The sequence below is a fragment of the Nocardioides daejeonensis genome (genome assembly GCF_003194585.1).
Lineage (GTDB): Bacteria > Actinomycetota > Actinomycetes > Propionibacteriales > Nocardioidaceae > Nocardioides > Nocardioides daejeonensis.
Window position 1 is genome coordinate 351863 of sequence record NZ_QHKZ01000002.1, and the last position, 18770, is coordinate 370632.

Sequence of the window (18770 nt, forward strand, 5' to 3'; positions counted from 1 at the left end):
GCAGTGTCAGCTCAACGGATCGTGACTGTGCTCCTTGCGTAGGCGCGCAGGATCGCCCCGTTGCGCAGGTACTTCACCCGGACCGGACGCTCACCGCGCTTGAGGCCCGCGACGCGCACCTTCGCCTTGCCGTCGACGAGGTCGACGCGCACGACCTGCGGCCCGACCTTCACCGCGACCCGGCCGTCGGGCGCAGAGACACCGGGGGCCCGCACGCGCACCTTGACGACGGCAACTCCCTTGCGTCCGACGGGCTTCGCGGTCACCACCGGCTTGGTGGTCACCGTGCCGCCGATCGCGGTCCGCGAGGTGGCTGGACGATAGGAGGAGCGGGTTGCCGTGGTCGTGACCGAGAGCGTGCCGCCGAGGTCGCCCGGCCCGACCACGTACGTCGGGCCACTGCCGACGACCTTGCCGTTGCGGAGCCAGGAGATCGAGGTGGTGGCGTCGCTAGGAACGACCGACCCGGGCGTCGCGGTGAGCGTCTCCCCCACACGCTTCTTGCCCCGCACGCGCGTGGCGGCGGTGAACTGGATACTCCCCGCAACCACCGGGGCACTCGCCTGCGACTGCCCCGTCGCCTTCACGTAGCCCGGTGCCTTGGCGACGACGACGGCGTGGATGCGAGCGTCCACCTGGCTCTCCGCGAGTTTGAGCTCCGTGCCGGAGACGTCCTTGATGCGCTTGCCGTCGGCGAACCACTTGACGTTGAGATCCGCAGGCGCGGGGCTCCACGACCCGGGGGCCACCGTCAAGGTGGCGTCCAGCTCCGCGTTCCCGCTCAGGGTCGGGCCGCTGACCTCCTGGAACTCACCCTTCACCACGGGCGCGGTGGCCGCGGTGTCAACGCTGGCGGAGGCATAGCCCTCGCGGCTGGCGGTGACGCGCGCGGTGAGCGTCTTGCCCACCTGCTCCGGCCCGACGACGAACGCAGCGGTGGTGGCTCCCGGGATCGCGACCCCGTCGGCGTACCACTGGCGGGCGTAGCTGCTCGGCTTGTTCTTCCACTTCGCACCCTTGACGGTGAGCCGCTGTCCCACCTGCGGAGTGCCGTTGACGACCGGGGTGGCCTTGCTGGCGATCGTGCGATCGGTGAAGTGGATGAAGCCACTCGGCCAACGCCCGCTGTCCTTGGTGATCCGACGCCAACTGAAGTCGCCACCCCAGCTGTCCTGGGAGACGATGATCTCGGTGCTGGAGACCACCTTCTCCACATAGGCCACGTGACCGGCGCTGCCGGTGCCGCCCTGCCCCGCCTTCCACCAGGCGACCGAGCCGACTGTCGGCGTCTGGTCGGTGATGCTGCTCATCGCGATGCCCCAGTTGGTGGCGTTGCCGTTGCCCACCCAGGGCCGCTGGTCGGAGTAGCCGTCCTGGATCATCCGGTAGGCGACGTAGTTGGTGCAGTTGTGGCCGGAGTACATCCGCCACCACATGGTCTTACTCGCCTGTTTGTAGCCGGCGTGACTGTAGCCGGCGGTCGCGCAACCGTCGTACCCCCAGCAGAGGTACGACGACACCGCAGCCGATCCGGCGCCGACCGGCACCAGAAAAGTCGCTACGAGTCCCACGAGCGCCACGAACCACACACGTAACATCTGCCTCACGAGGCGTCAGTATGCACATGTCAAGCACCGACACGCTATGCGAGCGAATTAATTACAGCCATGTAACTCACCTGGCCCGCCTGAAATGACCAGAAACCGGCCCAGGACCCTGACTCACTGAGTGGGACCTGGGCCGGCTTCGACCCGTCGGGGGCAGCCTCAGGAGAAGTCGAGGCTGGCGGTGCGGCTGCGCTTCAGCTCGAAGAAGTAGGGGTAGTCGGCAAGTGCGACCGAGGCGTCCCACAGCACTCCGGCCTGCTCCCCACGCGGGATCGAGGTGAGCACGGGGCCGAAGAAGGCGGTGCCTCCGATCGAGATGACGGGGGTGCCGACCTCCTCCCCCACCTGGTCCATGCCTTCGTGGTGCGAACGCTTGACCGCCTCGTCGAGGTCGCTGGAGTCGGCAGCGTCGAGCAGTTCAGCCGGCAGGCCCGCCTCGACCAGCGCCTCGGCAAGCACCTCCCGATCGAGAGTCCGGCCACCGGGGTGCACCCGGTTGCCGATCGCGGTGTAGAGCGGCAACAGCGCTTCGTTACCGTGCGCCTGCTCCGCTGCCAACAGGACCCGCACCGGCTCCCAGCCGTGGGCGAGGAACTGCCGGTACTCGTCGGGGATCTCCTTGTCCTGGTTCAGATAGGCCAGGCTCATCACGTGCCAGGTGACCTCGACGTCGCGGACCTGCTGCACTTCCAGCATCCAGCGCGAGGTGATCCAGGCGAACGGGCACAGCGGGTCGAACCAGAAGTCAGCTTTGCTCATGTCTGCGCAACGTGTCGCGCCGCCGGGTTTGTTCCGGAAATCCTGGAAACATGCCAAAGACTTGATGGGAACGCGTCACTCAGTCAGTCACGCACACCAGAAGGCACGCGCGCAGGACCTGTGCGGAGTCGAAATCCGCCTTCGGCTGATCACCCTGCGATGTCACGCCCCAGGATGTTCCTAGCGACAATCCACCACTGGATCTCATTGGCGCCTTCGTAGATCTCACCGATCTTCGAGTCCCGATAGATATGCTCCACCGGATCGAAGTCCTCACTGCTACCGAGTTCGGCAATGAACCCGAGTCCGCCATGAGCTTGGATCGCGTCACGCGCCATGTGCACCGACAGTTCGGTGCCCAGCGCCTTGGCCATGGCCGCTTCCGGTTCAGGGAAGGAGGTGCCGGAGTCCAGACGCAAAGCGGCTTTGAGATACAGCGTTCGCGCGCTCTCCAACTCGGCCGCCCGGCGCGCCATCAACATCTGCCAGTGCTGCTTGGTTCCCAGCGGGGCACCGAACACTTGACGCCGCTTCAGGTGCTCAGCAGTCTTGTCGAAAGCAGATTGCGCCATCCCCACGCCAGCTGCGGCGATCCCTATCCGTCCATACGTCAACGTGGACAGCGCCACACGGAGGCCACCCCCCTCAGTTCCCAGCAGCGCATCATCGGACAGCTTGACCGAGTCCAAACGCACGTCCGCCGTCAACTGACCCCGGTTTCCCATCTTGCGGTCGGGCTGTCCCACCGACACCCCCGGCAGGCTGGTGTCCACGATGAAGGTGCTCAGCGAGGAGCCAGTGCGGGCCAGCACAACGATCACGTCAGCCACCGGCGAGTTGGTGATCCACCGCTTGACGCCAGCCAGAGTCCAGCCGTGGTCAGTCCGTGTGGCAACCGTCTTGATGGCTTCTGGGGAAAGATCCGTGGAGGATCCGGGCTCGCTGGTGGCGAAGGCACCCACGCTGCTCCCATCCAGTAGACGAGGCAGCCAACGCTGTCGCTGCTCATCGACGCCTTGGTTGAGTGCGTTGCCAGCCAAGATGCAGTGCACGTCGAAGATGGCAGCCACGCTGTTCGAGTGATACGCCAACTCCTCGACCACCGAGGCGGTGGCGGTGGCAGGGTGGCGCAGTCCACGGCCTCCGACGTCGCGGGGGAACGGCACCCTCATCAGGCCCGACAGCGCGAGCGCATCGAACACGTCTTGCGGGAAGCCCTCCACTCGCTCGTCACCGTTGGCGATCATCCTCGCCCTGGGGCGCACCACACGGTCAGAGATCGCCCTGGCCTCGGCTCGGATCGCCTGAGTCTCTTCTGGGCTGAGCATGTCGTGGTACATCACGTCGGCGTAGCGGTTCATGGGTATTCCTCAGGTTCGATGATGGTCGGCCAGTGTTGGAAGCGAGCGAGACGACAAAGGACTCGAGCGCCGCCGCGAAAACACCGTTGTGTTCGGCGGTGATCATGTGTCCGGCGCCTGCCACCTCGGCGACAGTGATGTTCGGGTTGATCCGTGGCAATTCATCAAGGGTGCTGGCGGGCACGATGTCGGAGCGTTCGCCGCGCAGCATCAGAACAGGAACCGTGACAGCGGACAACGCAGCGGTCATCCGAGACTGATCATGGAAGTCACCGACCGTGGCGGCAAACAGCGGGTCCCAATGCCAATACCAACGTCCGTCCGGTCCCATCTCCAGGTTCCTGATCGTCGAGCGCAGACTCGGCTTCCGGTGCACGGCGTACTCACTCAGCACGGCGTGCGCTTCCTCCGCACTGACGAAACCTGGCGCCGACCTTCCAAAGAAGGCGTGCACCCGACTGAGCCCGTCCAGATTCACCTGCGGCGCCACATCGACCAGCACGATCCCCTGGCAGATCCCCGGTCCACGCTCACCCTCGGCGATCAACGAAACGATTCCGCCCATCGAGGATCCGACCAACACTGGCGGCCTCGGTAGAGCTGCACATACCCGAACTACGTCGTCGGCCATGTCTTCATGGGTGTAGCGGCTTTCTCTGGTCCGGTCACTGGCGCCATGCCCGCGTTGATCGACGGTCAGGGTGGTGAAGCCGCGCGCGGCAAGCGAGCGCGCAGGTTCAGCCCAAGCGTGACGGTTCTGCCCACCACCGTGGAGAAAGACGATCGCAGTTCCCAGGCCAGTCCCCCACTGCTGTCCCCGCAGTCGCCCGCCATCTCCCCGCAGAAAGAACCTGCCGAACGATTCCGGTGCCACCGGCCATCAGCGCCCGACGTACGACGCAGTTCCGCGGGTGCGGAATGCCTGCAACGCCGCGGCAGCGTCCTGTGTCCGGAATGCTGCCCGCTGGGTGTCCCACTCCAGCGCCAACTGATCGAGCAAGCTGTTGTCCATCGACTTGCGCAGCGCACGCACCGTTGCGCGGACGGCCAGCGGAGGCAGCACGGCGATGTCACGGCCCATTGCCAAGGCCGCTTCCAACGCGGCACCTTCGCCGACCAGGTCGTCGACAAGACCCCATTCGTGCGCCTGCTCGGCAGTGACCCGCCGGTTCCGAAGCAAAATCTCCGCGGCCCTTCCTGGCCCCACCACACGGGACAGGAAGTAGCTGGTACCCAAGTCAGGCCCGACCCCGATGCCGATGAAGGCGGACTTGAACAACGCTCGCGGCGAGGCGATGCGGTAGTCGTGTAGCAACGCGAACCCAAGGCCACCGCCCGCAGCGGCACCTTCAATTGCTGCGATGAGAGGCTTCTGGCAGCGAAGGAACTCCACCACCCAAGTGCCCACGCCCAACTCGTCGAATGCTCGCCGGGCGACGCTGCCTGAAAGCAGTTCGTCACGCCCGTGCATCAATCCGTCCCAGAATGAACGGTCCGCGTCGCCGGCTGGGCCGAATTCGAGGATCGAATGGTCGGCTCCTGCACACCAGGCTCCCTGCGAACTGGTGGTGATGATCGCGTGGACACTAGGGTCCGTCTCGAACTCGCGCACTGCTTGCAGGATGCCCGGGAAGAAGTCGCCTCCCGCTGCGTTGTTCGCCTCGGGACGGTTGATGGTGATGACTCCGCACCCGTCGACCTTGGAGGTCTCGATGTCGGCCATGTGTGTTCACTTCTCCTTGTTCACTCGGACACGATGTTCTGTGCGACCACTCGTTCGCTGCGCAACCGCACCTTGTCGACCTTCCCGAAGGGGGTGAGCGGCAGCGAGGACACGACCTCGATCGACTTGGGCCGTTTGTACGCCGCCAGGTGCTCGGCGCAATAGGCACGAAGGATCACTTCGTCGACGGTGGCGCCCGGCTCCACGACGATCAGCGCGTGGACGGCCTCGCCCCACTGGGCGTCGGGCAACCCGATGACTGAGGCGGACTGGACCCCGGGGATGGCGAACAGAGCCGTTTCCACCTCGATGGTGTAGACGTTCATGCCGCCCGAGATGATCATGTCCGCACGGCGGTCCCTGAGGTGAACGAATCCGTCGGCGCCAATCGATCCGATGTCACCGGTGTTCAGCCATCCATCTGACAACGTCTCCTCCGTTTTGGCTGGGTCCCCGTAGTAGCCAGCCATGACGTACGGCGCAGCTAGGCAGATCTCACCAGTGCCGCTGCCACGCACCACACCGTCGTCGCCGCGCACTCCCACCTGACATAGCAGGCTGGGACGACCGGCCGATTCAAGTAGGGCTGGCTCATCGAGGGCTCGTTTGTGGTGGGCTTTGGTCAGCGCGGTCGCCCAGTTGGGACATTCTGTTTGCCCGAAGAGCTGAATCAGAATCGGGCCGAGCCGCTCAATGGCTTCCCGAAGCCGAGCAGCCCCGATGGGCGCGGCGCCGTACACGATCGTGCACAGACTCCACCTCGGAGGCTGCGCGGGAAGGTGATCCAGAAGACGGTAGAGAGTGGTCGGGACCATGAAGGTCCAGGTGATCTGGTGCCGCTCGGCGTACTGGACGAAGCGCTCAGGGTGAAAGCCAGTCTCCAGGTGGACGGTGCCTCCGCGGATGAGTGCGGCAGCGGCGAACAGCCCGGCCGAGTGGGACAGTGGCGTGCAGAGATAGAGTTGCTCACCTGCACCGATCTCGCCCTCCAGCGCGTTGGCCAATAGGTTCGTAGCCACGCTGCATCGTGGATGCACAACCCCCTTCGGCTTTCCCGTGGTGCCTCCGGTGAAGTACATGACGGCGGGACTGGTGGGGCTGCCCGGCTCGCCCAGCTCGCCGAAAGGGAACTGGGCCGGCGCCCCGGGGAGACGGTGCAGGTGCAGTTCTAGGCCTGGCACCTGGGAGACCTCGGAAGGAGTGTGGAGGTCGAACCCGATCGAGGGAAGCACAGCCAGGGCACTAGCGCCGCTGATCTGGATGATCTCGCGGATGTCGGCTTCGGTGAGCATCTGATTGACCGGCACTTTGACCGCACCGGTCCTGATCAGCGCGATGTCAGCAGCCAGGTAGTCCACGGTGTTGCCGAGGTGAAGGACCACTCGGTCGCCTGCGCAGATGCCGGCGCCACGCAGTGCGTCCTCCACTGCTTCGGCGAGCCGGTTGAGTTCACGGTACGTCGTGGTGCTACCTCCGGCGACCACGGCCGGGTCGTCGCCGCCGCGGATCAGGGCCCTGTCAACCAGCACCCCCAGGTCGGCCTCCCACAACTGCGGCAGGCCCGAGGTGGCTGTGATTGGCTGCATCAGTAGGACCTCGGGAGGTCCAAGAGGTTCTGGGCTACGAAGTTGAGCCCCATCTCCTCGCTGATGGGGGCCAGACGGCACAACCTGGTCAGGCCGTACAGCGAGGTCAGTCCGTATTCAAGCGCCAGTCCGTTGCCCCCGTGAGTCTGCACAGCACGGTCGAAGGCGTACGCCGCGCATTCGGCCGCGGCGAGCTTGGCGATGTTGGCTGCTGCCCCCGCCTCCAGATCCTGGTCACCCTGGTCGTAGAACCAGGCGGCCTTCTGGGTCATCAGCCGCGCTTGCTCGAGCTTCACATGGACCCAGGCCAGAGGGTGAGCGATGCCTTGGTGTGCGCCAATCGGCTGGCCCCAGACGTCACGCTGTTTGGCGTAGGCCACCGACTTATCCAGGAAGTAGCGGGACAATCCGCAAGCGATCGCCGCGACGATGATCCGTTCTGGGTTGAGTCCGGAGAAGACACTGGTCAGGCCGCGGTCACGCTGCCCCACCAGCCGCTCGGCCGGCACGAGCACGTTATCCAGATGCACGGTGAACTGACGTTCTGGTGCCCCCAAGGCTGTGGGGATGGGGCTCATCGAGAGCCCCTCGCTGGCGGCGTCGACGACGAAGAGCGACAGGGCGCCCTTGTGCTGGTCTCCGCCGGTGCGCGCGACCACCAAGATGGCCTCGGCCTGGTCGGCGCCGGAGATGTAGTACTTCTGGCCGTTGAGTCGGTAGATGTCGCCTTCTTGGACTGCAGTGGTGGTGATCTGATGGGAGTTGGATCCCGCGTCCGGCTCAGTGAGGGCAAACACTACGACGATCTCGCCGCTGGCCATCCGAGGAAGGAAGTGCTGCTTGATCTCTTCGCTGGCGTGACGGCGCAGGATGGAGGCGACGATGGCTGGAGAAATGATCGTCATGGGTGAGGGACAGCCACCGGCGGCCATCTCTTCTGCCATGATCGCCAACTCGCGGATCCCGTAGCCCATCCCGCCGTACTTCTCGGGGGTGTTGGCGCCGACGAACCCAGCCCCTGCAAGCTCTTGCCAGAGTTCGGTGGCGTGGCCGCCGGACTGAGCCTGCTCCACGTAGTACTGATGCCCGAATCGGCCCACGATGGTGGCTGCTGTTTCGGCGAGAGCTCGGTGTTCGTTGCTAACGGTGAAGTCCATAGTCGGGTTCTCCTGGAGAAGGTGACTCGAAGTGGGTGATGACGGCAGGCGTGTTACTTGACGGGCCAAGTGGTGAAGTAGCGCTTGACGCGACTCCAGATGCCCCGCAGGCCGCGCGGTTCGAAGAGCATGAAGACAATGACGGTGGCGCCGAACACGAACAGGACGATGTCGCCCTCTTGGAGGGAGGAGTCGCGGAGGAATGGCAGTTCGGCCAGCTCTGCGGCTAGCGGGCGGCCGGATGCGAACAGGATCGCGCCCAGGACTGCTCCCATCACGGTGCCAAGCCCGCCGATGAAGATCATCGCTACGAACTCCATCGACAGATGCAGGTCGAATGGCGGGTCGACGGTCAGGTAAGTCTGCTTCCAGCCCCACATCGCGCCGGCCACACCGGCATAGAACGAGGAGAGTCCGAAGGCTGCCGTCTTGACCCACTTGACGCGGATGCCCAGCACGCTGGCTGCGATGTCGCCGGACCCGACGGCGGCCATAGCTCGTCCCATCCGGGTCCGCAGCACGTTGCGGGCAAACAGGCAGGCGGCCACAGTGACCAGGAGGAACACGACGTACATCTGGACGTCACGCCCCATGAAGACACCGCCGATCTCCCATGGTTCCCTGCCGAATCCGGCCTCGGCCTTCTCCATCGGGGTCATGTTCTCCGGGTCATCGACGAAGCCGTTGAACATCGGGACGGCTGTGCCGCGGTGGCCTCCGCTGATGTCAGTCCAGCGCAATAGCACGTGCTGGATGACGAAAACCAGGCCCAGGGTCACGATCGCGAGGTAGAGCCCCTTGAGTCGGAACGCGAAGGGTGCGATGAGCACGCCGACCAGGGCGGAGATCAGGCCGGCCAATGGCAGCACGACCCACCAAGGCAGCCCGAAGTCCAGAGCCAGGTTGGCCGCCGCGAACCCGCCGACGGCGAGGAAGGCTGCATGCCCCAGGGAAAGTTGCCCGGTGACGCCGGAGAGCAGCATCAGCCCGACAGCGCCGACGATGAAGATCTGGGCTTGGATGGCGACTCCGACCCATTCGGGTGCGATCGATCCGTTACCCATGGCCAGCGGCACTGCGACGATGAGGATGAGACCGGCGATGAGCCAGGCGGCGCGGGCCCACTTGCCGTCGTCGACGCGGACGAGGTGGGCATAGCTGGTCGGGATGGGACGGTCAGGCATTACACACGCTCCAGTTCCTTGGTCCCGAACAGTCCGTGCGGCTTGATCATCAAGAAGGCGATCATCACGATGAAGGCGAGCACGAGGTGGAACCCGATGCCGAAGTCACCCAGATGCGGGTTGACGTAGTACTCCCCGTGGACTTGCAGTAGACCGAGTGCGCTGCCGCCGATGATCGCGCCGACGGGGGATTCGAGTCCGCCGATGATCACTGCAGGGAACGCGCGGAAAGCCAGTAGCCCCATCGCGACGGTGGCGCTGCGCGGAAACATCGCCAAGAAGACTCCCGCGACGGCTCCGAGCGAGGCAGCGATTCCCCAGGTGAGCCCGAGGAGGCGTTCGACAGGGATGCCTAGGGCAAAGGCGGCCTCCTGGTCGTCAGCGACCGCCCGCATCGCCATGCCCATCGGGGTGCGTTGCATGACGAAGGCGAGGGTGCCGATCAGCACGATGGCGACCAGGATGGTGACCAGGTTGGTAAGGGTGAACTCGACGCCGCCCACTTCCACGATCTTCACCGGATCCCAGGGGGTGGGCATTGCTCTGGTGCTGGATCCGTAGATCCACAGCACTGCCACCGAGAGGAGGAACCCGACGAAGATGGTGACGATGGAGCCGATGAATGGGGGCCGACCCAGCAGCTTGCGCATGATGACGCGTTCGATACCCATGCCCACCGCCATCATGACGAGCACGGTAAGCAGCAGCGCCACCGGCCAGGGCAGGACCGCCCAGGCGGCGAACGTCGTCATCAGGAAGGCACCGAGGGTGGCGAACTCTCCTTGGGCGAAGTTGAGCAGCCCTGAACTGCGGTAGACCATGACGAACCCGACGGCGATCAGCGAATAGATCGCCCCGAGCGCAAGGCCGGCGATGGTCAATTCGGCGAACTGGGTCATCGCCGTCCTCCCTTGGCATAGATGGCGTCGATCTGTTCGTGGTAGATCTCCATCACCGCGCGGCGCTTCACCTTCTGAGTTGGGGTGAGCTCCCCGTCGTCTTGGTGCAGTTGTTTGGTGAGCAGGGCGAATCCACGCACCTGTTCGACGCGCGCGAGACGCTGGTTGGCAGCGTCGATCTCCCGCTGAATCAGGGTGCGCACTTCGGTCTTTCCGGCCAGATCGGCGAAGGAGGTGGCCGCGATCTTCTGGCTGGCTGCCCAGTCAGACGTGGCGTCCCAGTCGACTTGAATGAGTGCGGCGACGTAGTTGCGGTTGTCCCCCAGCGCCACCGCTTCGGCGATGTACGGCGAGTCCTTCAACGCGTTCTCGATGGCCTCGGGTGAGAGGTTCTTGCCGCCGGAGGTAATGATGATCTGCTTCTTGCGGCCCACGATGCTGAGCCAGCCGTGCTCGTCAATGTGTCCGATGTCGCCGGATCCGAGCCAACCCTGGTCATCGACCATCGCCGCTGTGGCTGCATCGTCGTGGAGGTAGCCCAAAAATGTGGTTTGGCTGCGCAGCATGACTTCGCCGTCGTCACCGAGGCGGCATTCCACGCCCGTCATCTCGGGTCCGACTTCTCCGATCCGGACACGCGCGTCCAGCGGGACGACGTGGGTGACGCCTGCTTCGGTGAGGCCGTAGATCTCTCGTATGGAGATGCCGATGGCGTAGAACCAGCGCAGCACTTCAGGTGAGACCGAGGCACCGCCGCAGATGGCCGCCCGGACCCGTTCGAGTCCGAGCCGTTTGCGCAGTGCACGGTGCACGAAGACATCGAGGAAGAACCGCTGGATCCGGTCGCGCAGCAGGTACCGCCGCTCCTCGTGGCGAGCCAAGATCCGGTAACCCTGCGCCAGCGCCTTGGCGTGCACCCAGTTCTTGAGTCGGGTGGAGCGCCGCAGACCCATGTCGACGCGCGCCTGCATCTTCTCCCAGATCCTGGGTACGCCGAGGAAGACGGTTGGAGCGACTTCGACCAGGTCACTTTGGACGGTGTCGATGGACTCACCGAAATGCACGCAGTTGCCGACGGTGAGTGGAAGCAGTTCGGTGAATACCTTCTCCGCAAGGTGGCACAGCGGCAGGTAGGACAAAATGTTGTCTTCGCGTCGCGCGCCCAGCCCGTCCACGAGCCGGTCCGCTCCCACGCTGAGGTTGGCGTGCGAAAGGATCGCGCCCTTGGGATTTCCGGTGGTGCCGGATGTGTAGATCAGCACAGCGGGGTCATCGGCAGCGACGCCGCGCACGGATGCGGCGAAGTCGATCGGTGTCCCATGACCTTGAGCCATCAGGTCGGACCAGTGGATCAGGTCTTCGGAATAGTTCCGCGTGCCTCGCGGGTCCACGATCACCACGTGTTCCAGGTGCGGCACCCGGGCTCGGACTTCGATGACCTTGTCGGCCTGTTCCTGGTCGCCGACAACGACCACCTTGGCGCGGGAGTGTTCGAGGATGTAAGCGACTTCCTCGGCGGAGTTAGTGGGATAGATCCCGCACGCCACTGCCCCTAGGCCTTGGGTGGCCAGGTCCGCGACAACCCATTCGATGCCGTTGTCGGCGAGGATCGCGACGACTTCGGTGCGTCTCACTCCCAGTGCCGCCAGCGCTGCGGCGCATTGGGCGACTTGATCGGCGTATTGACGCCAGGTGGATTCGACGTAGATGCCCAGCTCTTTATTCCGGATGGCGGGTTCGGTGGGCATGCCGCCCGCGAGCTGGAGCAAGCGTCCGGGCAGGGAGACGGCGCTGGCGCGGAAGGGAGCCGTGTGCGGCGACATGGCGATCTTCATTTCTCCGCCCCTTCTCGTCCCAGGTAGGCGCCGATCACGGCTTGGTCGTGGCTGATCTCATCGGGTGTGCCTGTCGCGATCACGCGGCCGTAGTCCAAGACCGTGATCCGGTCGGCGAGGTCCATCACCACACCCATGTCGTGCTCGACCAGGAGTTGCGCGATGCCGAACTCCTCCTTGATGTCGAGGATGAGTCGGGCGATGTCCTCGGTCTCCTCGTTGTTCATGCCTGCGACGGGCTCATCGAGCAGCAGGACGGTGGGGTCCATCGCGAGCGCTCGACCGAGTTCGACGCGCTTGCGGATGCCGTACGGCAGGGTGTCGACCGCGTCGCTGCGGTAGGGCTCGATCTCGAGGAACTCGATGATCTCCTCGACGCGCGCGCGGTGTCGGATCTCTTCGCCGCGCGCCTTGCCGAACCAGACCCCGCCTGCCAGTACGCCGGATCGGAGGTGCCGGTGGCGTCCAACCAGGATGTTCTCCACGACGTTGAGCAGTGGGAACAGCTCGAGGTTCTGGAAGGTCCGAGCCAAACCCAGTTCTGCGCGTCGACGCGAGTCGGCGCGGGTGATGTCGCGGCCGCGGAAGGACACCTGTCCCTCGCTGGGCGCATAGACCCCGGAGATGATGTTGAACAGTGACGTCTTCCCGGCTCCGTTGGGACCGATGATGGCGAGCAGTTCGCCCTCTTCGAGGTTCAGGTCCACGGCGTCGAGTGCCCGGATCCCACCGAAGCTGAGTCCGATGCCGGCCAGTTCGAGCAGCTTCTCGGTCATGAGAGCCACCGCTTCCGTCGGCGGTAGCGCTTGACGTCTTGCATCTTGCGACGACCACCGTCGTGGATGCCCAAGTAGAACTCCTGGATGTCTGGGTCTTCGCGAAGTTCACTGCTGGCGCCATCGTGGACCACACGACCGGCTTCGAGGATGTACGTGTAGAAGGAGACATCAAGGGCGAGGTCGGCGTTCTGCTCGACCAGCAGCACGGTGGTTCCCCGGCTGTTGACATCGGCGATCACTCCGCGCAGGTAGTCGCGCACGCTGGGCGCGAGTCCGAGCGTCGGCTCGTCGAGGATCAGCAGTTCTGGTCCGCTCATCAGCGCGCGGGCGATGGCGAGCATTTGCTGTTCACCGCCCGACAGGTACCCAGCGCGCTGCTTTCGTCGTTCAGCTAACCTGGGGAACATCGCGTAGGCGTCCTCGGTGCGGTCGCGCAGGTGCTTGCGTGCCGACTTGGTGAAGCCGCCGGCCACCAGGTTTTCTTCGACTGTCATCGAGGTGAAGATCCGGCGTCCCTCCATGACCTGGGCGATACCCATCGCTGATCGCGCGCGGGAGTCCAGCCCCAGAAGGCTTTGATCTCCCCAGGCGATGGTGCCTCCGGTGACCGATCCATCGTGGATCGGCAGCAGGCCAGACACGGCTCTGGCGAGAGTGGTCTTGCCCGCGCCGTTAGGGCCCAGCAGGGCGACGACGGCACCGCGTTCAACCTCGAGTGAGACTCCGTGCAAGACATGGACGACGTCTTGATAGGCAACCTCGAGATTCCGGATGGAAAGCACTTGTCCTCCTGTTCAAAGCTCATGGGGGTCCGGCCTGTATCACGGCGGGACGCCGCGGGCCGGGGCTGCCAATCGATGATCAGCCCGATCAAGAGCGCCCCGGCCCGGGCGTTTGTGGGCTGGCGTCAGTCCTGCATCTCCTGCAGATCGCCGGCGACTTCCCACTCACCGTTCTTGACTCCGGGCTTGAGCACACGGGAGGAGCGCAGGGCCGAGGAGTCCATCAGGTCGACCGGGGAGAGCAGCAGTCCGTCGACGTCGTAGTCGGTGACCTTCTGGGCCGCGGCCATGATCCCCTCGGGGGTGATATCTCCGTCTTCGATGGCGATCCGGATGACCTCGCCGAGCATCTGCACTTGCACGTAGGCCAGCACCGACCAGTTCTGCGGGGCGGGAAAGTCCTTGGCGACGTCGGACTTCTGGTAGGCGTCCATCAGCTCCTTCATCTGAGGACGGTCTTCACCCCAGAAGGGCAGTCCGTTGACCCAATAGAACTTGTCCTTCCAGACGCTGTCAGGGAGTTGACCGAAGGCGGCCTCGATGTAGGTGGCCCAGTTGCCGTACCAAATGGCGTCGTAGTTCATGGCGGCCGCAGCGCTCAACAGCTTGACCGTTTGGCCGGGACCGCTGGTGACCAGGATGTGGGTGGCTCCGGATTCGCGGACCAACCGGACGGGTGCGGTGAAGTCTTCGGCGCTGGCGTCGAAGGGAACTTCCTTGACGATCTCGGCCTTGAACTGCGCGGCAGCGGCACGGAATCCTGCGACACCGTCTTCACCAGCGTCGTCGTCCTGGTGCATGATCGCCACCTTCACGCCCTCACCGCCGGTCTCCACGGCGTGGGCGACTGCGCGCATCGCTTCGTACTTGTATGGCGTCGCGCCCCACACGGTGTGCTCAGTGTCGACTGCTGAAGAGCCGGTGTAGGTGAAGGTGAGCATGTTGTCGCTGGCCAAACGGTCCAGCAGCGGCATGGTCGCCGGGGCTCCGAAGGAAGGCACAATGGCCAGCACGTCTTCGCGGATCTCGTCGTACATCCGCACTGACTCACTCGGGTTGTAGGCGTGGTCCTTGGAGACGTACTTGATCTTCCAGGAACCGAGCTTGCCGCTGTTGTTGAGCAGCTCGAAGGCGGCTCGAATCGTGCCGTCGGCGGGCACGCCGATGACGCGACCAGGACCAGAGAGGTCTTGGAGACCTCCGATAGTGATGGTCTTGGCGTCGCCGTCCACGCCGCGTGCGAAGCGGATTTCCTTTCCGCCGTCGGAGACAGTGCCACCCGAGTTGCCTCCACCTCCACACCCCGCCAGCAACATGGCCAACGCGATGAGAGGAGCCACAAGGCCCCGCGAGAGTCGTCGACTCATGATCTGTTTCCCTTCGTTTCAACAGGGGCGTGGCCCTGTTTCAGTTGTGAATAGTGGGTTCCGTGTCGTTCGTGTCGGCTGGTTCGTGGTCGCGCTCAGCCGTTGTCCAGCACGTAGTGGAAGTCAGTGACGCGTCCCTGGCGCTCTTGTTTGAACTGAACCTTGACTCGCGTCCCGGGAGCCACGACGTCTCTGGCTGTATCGAGGTCGGCGAGTTGTTCGTCGCTCAGTTCGATGTAGTTGGTGATAGCGGTGCCGGCGCCGTCGAGACGCACCATGCCGATCACGAACGGCGGGTCGGGGTGGCCAAGGAACTTGGCGGTCACGATGGTGGCGGCCTCCACGGTGCCGCCGGGGCCAACTTCGACCCACTCTTCAGCAGGCTCGAAGGTCCGCTCACAGTAGGCCCGCGGGGGCACGTAGACGCGCCCGTTGGCTCCAGCGCGGGTGCCGAGGATGCGGCCTTCGCCGAGGTTCCGCAGGAAGTGGGCGGTGATGTAGCCGCTGGCGAAATCGTAGTGCAGGTGCCGGTCCTCGGGGAGGACGATCGTGTCTTGGGGGATTTCGGACAAGGCTCAGTCCTCCTGGGGTTGACGGTCCATGACCATGACGGATTGGAACTGGAAGGTGCCGCCTACGGCGGTGGCAACGGCGCGTTGAGCTCGCGCCTTCTGCATGTCGCCGGCGCGGTTGAGTAGTTGGGCGGCGGCGTCGCACACCCGGACTAGCCCGGTGACGGCGATGGGGTTGGCACAGAGTGTGCCGCCGGAGGGGTTCACCTCGACGGCTGCTCCGGTGTCGAAGTCACCGCGCGCCAGAGCCGGCCCTCCCTCTCCGGGGGCACACAACCCGAGCGCCTCCACTCCGCTGACTTCGCAGATGGTGAAGGGCGCATAGATCTCCACGACATCGAGCTGGCTTGCCGGGTCGGTGATGCCAGCTTGGGCGTATGCCTGATCGGCTGCCAGACGAAGCTCGCCCCAATCGGCGTAGTTGAGGTCGGCGTCTGCGCCGGTGCGGTCGCCGATGAAGACGGAGTTGGCGATGGCGCCAACTCCGGTAACCCACGCCGCGTCGCGCTGGTCACGGGCGATGGCTCGCTCGGAGCTGATGATGACTCCGGCAGCGCCTGTGGAGCGTGGGCAGACGTCGTAGCGTCGCAACGGCGTGGCGATCAGCGGGGAGACCGCCAGGTCAGCGGGCTCCAAGATTCCACTCAAGTGGGCGTGCGGGTTGCGTTGTGCTCGCCGCCATGCACGGATCGCGACCTGATCGAGGTGCTCTGTGGTGGTGCCGTACTTACGCATGTGCATTTCTGCGTGCAGCGCAGCCATGGTGATGGTGTTGAGGCCGGACTCTCGTTCGTAGAACGGGTCGAACATCAGCGATAGGACGTGCTGTCCGTCCGGCGTTTCGGCAACCTTGTCTGCCCCGATAACCAGCACGTTGTCGAACTCGCCGCTGGCTGCGTGGAAGTAGCCCGCCTGAGCGGCAGCGACGCCGGTGGCTCCGCCGAGTTGGACGCGCATGAAGGGCTTCCCGGCTCCGCCGATCGCCCCGATCGCCCATTTGTCGACGTCGGTGATGCCGACGAAGTCAGTAGGTGCCATCGCGAAGACGATCGCGTCGATGTCGTCGATGGTCATCCCGGCGTCCGCCAGTACGTCAAATGCGGTCTGCTGGACTAGCTCGGCGTAGTGGACGTCGGGGCGGTGGGTGCGGTAGCGCGATTGTGCGGTGCCGACGATGCCGGCGCGGGCGATGTGGCCGCTCACGACTGTTCTCCTGTTCGGGTGTGGCGAATGACAGCGGCGATCTGGCCTTGGCCGGCCCGTCCGATGGCCTGGTGGACGAGCGCTGTGGCGCCGGGCTCTGCACTACTGGATGCGATGCGCATCAGTCCTGCGCTCAGAGCGCTGTGGCCGGCGTAGGCACTGGAAGCTGAGCGTCGGAAGCGGTCGGGGGCGGCGATCAGTTCTTGAAGTCCTCGACCTGGGTCGGCGAGTCCGAGCGCTTCTGCAGCCCACACTTCGTGGTGGATGGCGGAGTCATCGACGTCGAAGTGATCGATCTGATCGATGCTGATCTGAGCTTTGCTCAGTGCGTCGCTGACGGCTCTGGCCAGAAGTCTGTGGCTAGGCATCTCGCGCTGGTCCAGGTAGTAGTTGTCGGTGCGCCATCCGCTGGCGAGGAACTCAGCGCGGATCGGGCGGCCGTCGGGGCACCCGGAGAGCACGACGGCGCTCGCGCTGTCCAAGTGCGGCGCGAAGTGTCCTTCGCGTAGCGGCGAGCAGATGAGTGTTTCCTGATAGCCGTTTGGGTTGCCAGCCTGTTCCCAGCGGGCCTTGGCCAGCTCGTCGAGAAGGGACTTGTCGAGCTTGTTGTCGTGGAGGTATCGCTCCAGTCGCACGGCAGACGCCATGGGATCTACGAAACCGATCGGCCGCTCCACGAACGGTTCCAAGGCGGTGCGCGCGATCGGCATCGGTTGGGCCTCGGACGGACCATCCCAACTCAGGACGAGGACGGCGTTGGACTGGCCGGCGCGGACCTTCATCGCGGCGAGCGCCAGGGCGTGGAGTCCAGAGTCAGTGACCTTGTTGACATCCTTGAGGTATCCGCCGGCAGGCATCGCGGTCAGCATGCTGGTGATGCCACGGCCATCGAGTTCGTCGCTGGCCGCCAGGACGATGTTGTCGAGGTCCGCGTGGTCGAGTTGTGCTGAGGTCAGCGCGGCTTTGGCTGTTTCGTAGACCAGCTCTTCCAGACGTTGTCCAGCAGACCGACGCACGTGCGATCCGCCGATCACGGCGATGGGTCCGGTCTTGGGCAGGGCGCTCATCGTCCACTCCATTGGGGGTCACGCTTCTCAAGGAAGGCGGCGACGCCCTCTTTGGCGTCTTGGCTTTGCATGGTGACTGCGAAGGCGACCCGTTCAAGAGCCATCAGGGCCTCTGCGCTGGCCTCGAAGCCTTGGTTGAGGGTGAGTTTCGACAGTTGCATCTGCAGGGGGCTCTTGTCTGCTAGTTGGTCAACCCAACCTTCGACGGCGACGTCAAGTTGATCAGCCGGATGCGCCTCGTTGACGAGGCCCCATCGCTCAGCCTGCGATCCAGTCACCATCTTCCCGGTGAGGACGATCTCCTTGGCACGGCGCAAACCAACGATGCGCGGGAGCCGATAGATGGGGCCGGCGCCACCATGGAGCGCCCTGCGGATGTGCAGATCGCCGATGCGAGCATTCTCATCCGCAACGGCGAAGTCACACGAGAGCATCAGCTCGAAACCACCCGCGGTGGCGAATCCCTCCACGACGCAGATGGTCGGTTTCTTCATGGCGTGCAGCCGGGCAAAGACGGGTGCGGCAATAGCGGCCCCGTCCCAGCCATAGCTGCCCGAGAGCACCGTCCCGGCAAGCTCATCGAGGTCAAAGCCGGAGCAGAGCATCTGCTCTCGTCCGCGAATGACCATCACGCGGATTCTCTGGTCGTTCTCCACCTCCGCGATGAGCGAGTCGAGCGCGGAGAAGATCCCCGCAGTCAGACTGTTGCGCTTCTCTGGCCGGTTGATCCAGACCCGCATGACATGCCCGTCGCGTTCGGCCTGAAGGTCGTCCTCAGCCATCAGAACCTCCCATAACTGAATTCACTTCAGGAAGTGAAGCAGTGGCCCAGGTCACTGTCAAGCGTCTTGACCAAATTTGAATCGAAATCAGTTTGAGTGGCACAATG

The 18770-nt window shown here is 64.6% G+C and carries 17 protein-coding genes; all 17 read right to left on the reverse strand.

Annotated elements, in window-relative coordinates:
* Positions 1 to 11: 11 nt before the first annotated feature.
* The 17 genes from DNK54_RS06340 to DNK54_RS06420 all read right to left on the reverse strand — a co-directional run bounded on the left by DNK54_RS06340 (position 12) and on the right by DNK54_RS06420 (position 18663).
* On the reverse strand, positions 12 to 1598 hold the full coding sequence (locus tag DNK54_RS06340) for a CHAP domain-containing protein (RefSeq protein ID WP_110206111.1): 1587 nt from the start codon (positions 1596 to 1598) through the stop codon (positions 12 to 14).
* A gap of 168 nt (positions 1599 to 1766) precedes the next feature.
* Positions 1767 to 2366: a DsbA family oxidoreductase gene (locus tag DNK54_RS06345; protein ID WP_110206112.1), complete on the reverse strand. Its 600-nt coding sequence runs from the start codon at positions 2364 to 2366 to the stop codon at positions 1767 to 1769.
* A gap of 149 nt (positions 2367 to 2515) precedes the next feature.
* Positions 2516 to 3727: an acyl-CoA dehydrogenase family protein gene (locus DNK54_RS06350; protein ID WP_110206113.1), complete on the reverse strand. Its 1212-nt coding sequence runs from the start codon at positions 3725 to 3727 to the stop codon at positions 2516 to 2518.
* A complete protein-coding gene (locus tag DNK54_RS06355; protein ID WP_110206114.1) occupies positions 3639 to 4601 on the reverse strand; it encodes an alpha/beta fold hydrolase in 963 nt (320 codons plus the stop codon). The genes DNK54_RS06350 and DNK54_RS06355 overlap by 89 nt, the downstream gene beginning before the upstream one ends.
* Before the next feature lie 6 nt (positions 4602 to 4607).
* On the reverse strand, positions 4608 to 5450 hold the full coding sequence (locus DNK54_RS06360; protein WP_110206115.1) for an enoyl-CoA hydratase/isomerase family protein: 843 nt from the start codon (positions 5448 to 5450) through the stop codon (positions 4608 to 4610).
* A gap of 20 nt (positions 5451 to 5470) precedes the next feature.
* Complete coding sequence (locus tag DNK54_RS06365) at positions 5471 to 7036, reverse strand: class I adenylate-forming enzyme family protein (protein WP_110206116.1); 1566 nt, start codon at positions 7034 to 7036, stop codon at positions 5471 to 5473.
* The gene (locus tag DNK54_RS06370; protein WP_110206117.1) at positions 7036 to 8193 is read right to left on the reverse strand and encodes an acyl-CoA dehydrogenase family protein; all 1158 of its coding nucleotides are present in this window, start codon (positions 8191 to 8193) and stop codon (positions 7036 to 7038) included. The genes DNK54_RS06365 and DNK54_RS06370 overlap by 1 nt, the downstream gene beginning before the upstream one ends.
* A 53-nt stretch (positions 8194 to 8246) precedes the next feature.
* Positions 8247 to 9377 (reverse strand): branched-chain amino acid ABC transporter permease, encoded by a 1131-nt coding sequence (locus DNK54_RS06375; RefSeq protein WP_110206118.1) that lies wholly within the window; start codon positions 9375 to 9377, stop codon positions 8247 to 8249.
* On the reverse strand, positions 9377 to 10276 hold the full coding sequence (locus DNK54_RS06380; RefSeq protein ID WP_110206119.1) for a branched-chain amino acid ABC transporter permease: 900 nt from the start codon (positions 10274 to 10276) through the stop codon (positions 9377 to 9379). Before DNK54_RS06380 ends, DNK54_RS06375 begins: the two co-directional genes overlap by 1 nt.
* Positions 10273 to 12111, reverse strand: a complete 1839-nt coding sequence (locus DNK54_RS06385; RefSeq protein ID WP_110206120.1) for an AMP-dependent synthetase/ligase — start codon at positions 12109 to 12111, stop codon at positions 10273 to 10275. The genes DNK54_RS06380 and DNK54_RS06385 overlap by 4 nt, the downstream gene beginning before the upstream one ends.
* Positions 12108 to 12887 carry an ABC transporter ATP-binding protein gene (locus DNK54_RS06390; protein ID WP_110206121.1) on the reverse strand — a complete coding sequence of 260 codons (780 nt, stop codon included), beginning with the start codon at positions 12885 to 12887 and terminating at the stop codon, positions 12108 to 12110. Before DNK54_RS06390 ends, DNK54_RS06385 begins: the two co-directional genes overlap by 4 nt.
* Positions 12884 to 13672 carry an ABC transporter ATP-binding protein gene (locus DNK54_RS06395; RefSeq protein ID WP_110206122.1) on the reverse strand — a complete coding sequence of 263 codons (789 nt, stop codon included), beginning with the start codon at positions 13670 to 13672 and terminating at the stop codon, positions 12884 to 12886. The genes DNK54_RS06390 and DNK54_RS06395 overlap by 4 nt, the downstream gene beginning before the upstream one ends.
* 125 nt (positions 13673 to 13797) lie before the next feature.
* A complete protein-coding gene (locus DNK54_RS06400) occupies positions 13798 to 15039 on the reverse strand; it encodes an ABC transporter substrate-binding protein (protein ID WP_110206123.1) in 1242 nt (413 codons plus the stop codon).
* A 95-nt stretch (positions 15040 to 15134) separates the two neighbouring features.
* On the reverse strand, positions 15135 to 15611 hold the full coding sequence (locus DNK54_RS06405; protein WP_110206124.1) for a Zn-ribbon domain-containing OB-fold protein: 477 nt from the start codon (positions 15609 to 15611) through the stop codon (positions 15135 to 15137).
* 3 nt (positions 15612 to 15614) lie between these two features.
* A complete protein-coding gene (locus tag DNK54_RS06410; RefSeq protein WP_110206125.1) occupies positions 15615 to 16814 on the reverse strand; it encodes a thiolase family protein in 1200 nt (399 codons plus the stop codon).
* A complete protein-coding gene (locus DNK54_RS06415) occupies positions 16811 to 17881 on the reverse strand; it encodes a thiolase family protein (RefSeq protein ID WP_110206126.1) in 1071 nt (356 codons plus the stop codon). The genes DNK54_RS06410 and DNK54_RS06415 overlap by 4 nt, the downstream gene beginning before the upstream one ends.
* Complete coding sequence (locus tag DNK54_RS06420; RefSeq protein WP_204164445.1) at positions 17878 to 18663, reverse strand: enoyl-CoA hydratase/isomerase family protein; 786 nt, start codon at positions 18661 to 18663, stop codon at positions 17878 to 17880. The genes DNK54_RS06415 and DNK54_RS06420 overlap by 4 nt, the downstream gene beginning before the upstream one ends.
* Positions 18664 to 18770: the final 107 nt, after the last annotated feature.

Coding starts and splice junctions, on each gene's coding strand:
- DNK54_RS06340 (WP_110206111.1), bottom strand. CDS start 1,598: ATGTTACGTGTGTGGTTCGTGGCGCTCGTGGGACTCGTAGCGACTTTT.
- DNK54_RS06345 (WP_110206112.1), bottom strand. CDS start 2,366: ATGAGCAAAGCTGACTTCTGGTTCGACCCGCTGTGCCCGTTCGCCTGG.
- DNK54_RS06350 (WP_110206113.1), bottom strand. CDS start 3,727: ATGAACCGCTACGCCGACGTGATGTACCACGACATGCTCAGCCCAGAA.
- DNK54_RS06360 (WP_110206115.1), bottom strand. CDS start 5,450: ATGGCCGACATCGAGACCTCCAAGGTCGACGGGTGCGGAGTCATCACC.
- DNK54_RS06365 (WP_110206116.1), bottom strand. CDS start 7,036: ATGCAGCCAATCACAGCCACCTCGGGCCTGCCGCAGTTGTGGGAGGCC.
- DNK54_RS06370 (WP_110206117.1), bottom strand. CDS start 8,193: ATGGACTTCACCGTTAGCAACGAACACCGAGCTCTCGCCGAAACAGCA.
- DNK54_RS06375 (WP_110206118.1), bottom strand. CDS start 9,377: ATGCCTGACCGTCCCATCCCGACCAGCTATGCCCACCTCGTCCGCGTC.
- DNK54_RS06380 (WP_110206119.1), bottom strand. CDS start 10,276: ATGACCCAGTTCGCCGAATTGACCATCGCCGGCCTTGCGCTCGGGGCG.
- DNK54_RS06385 (WP_110206120.1), bottom strand. CDS start 12,111: ATGAAGATCGCCATGTCGCCGCACACGGCTCCCTTCCGCGCCAGCGCC.
- DNK54_RS06390 (WP_110206121.1), bottom strand. CDS start 12,887: ATGACCGAGAAGCTGCTCGAACTGGCCGGCATCGGACTCAGCTTCGGT.
- DNK54_RS06400 (WP_110206123.1), bottom strand. CDS start 15,039: ATGAGTCGACGACTCTCGCGGGGCCTTGTGGCTCCTCTCATCGCGTTG.
- DNK54_RS06415 (WP_110206126.1), bottom strand. CDS start 17,881: ATGAGCGCCCTGCCCAAGACCGGACCCATCGCCGTGATCGGCGGATCG.
- DNK54_RS06420 (WP_204164445.1), bottom strand. CDS start 18,663: ATGGCTGAGGACGACCTTCAGGCCGAACGCGACGGGCATGTCATGCGG.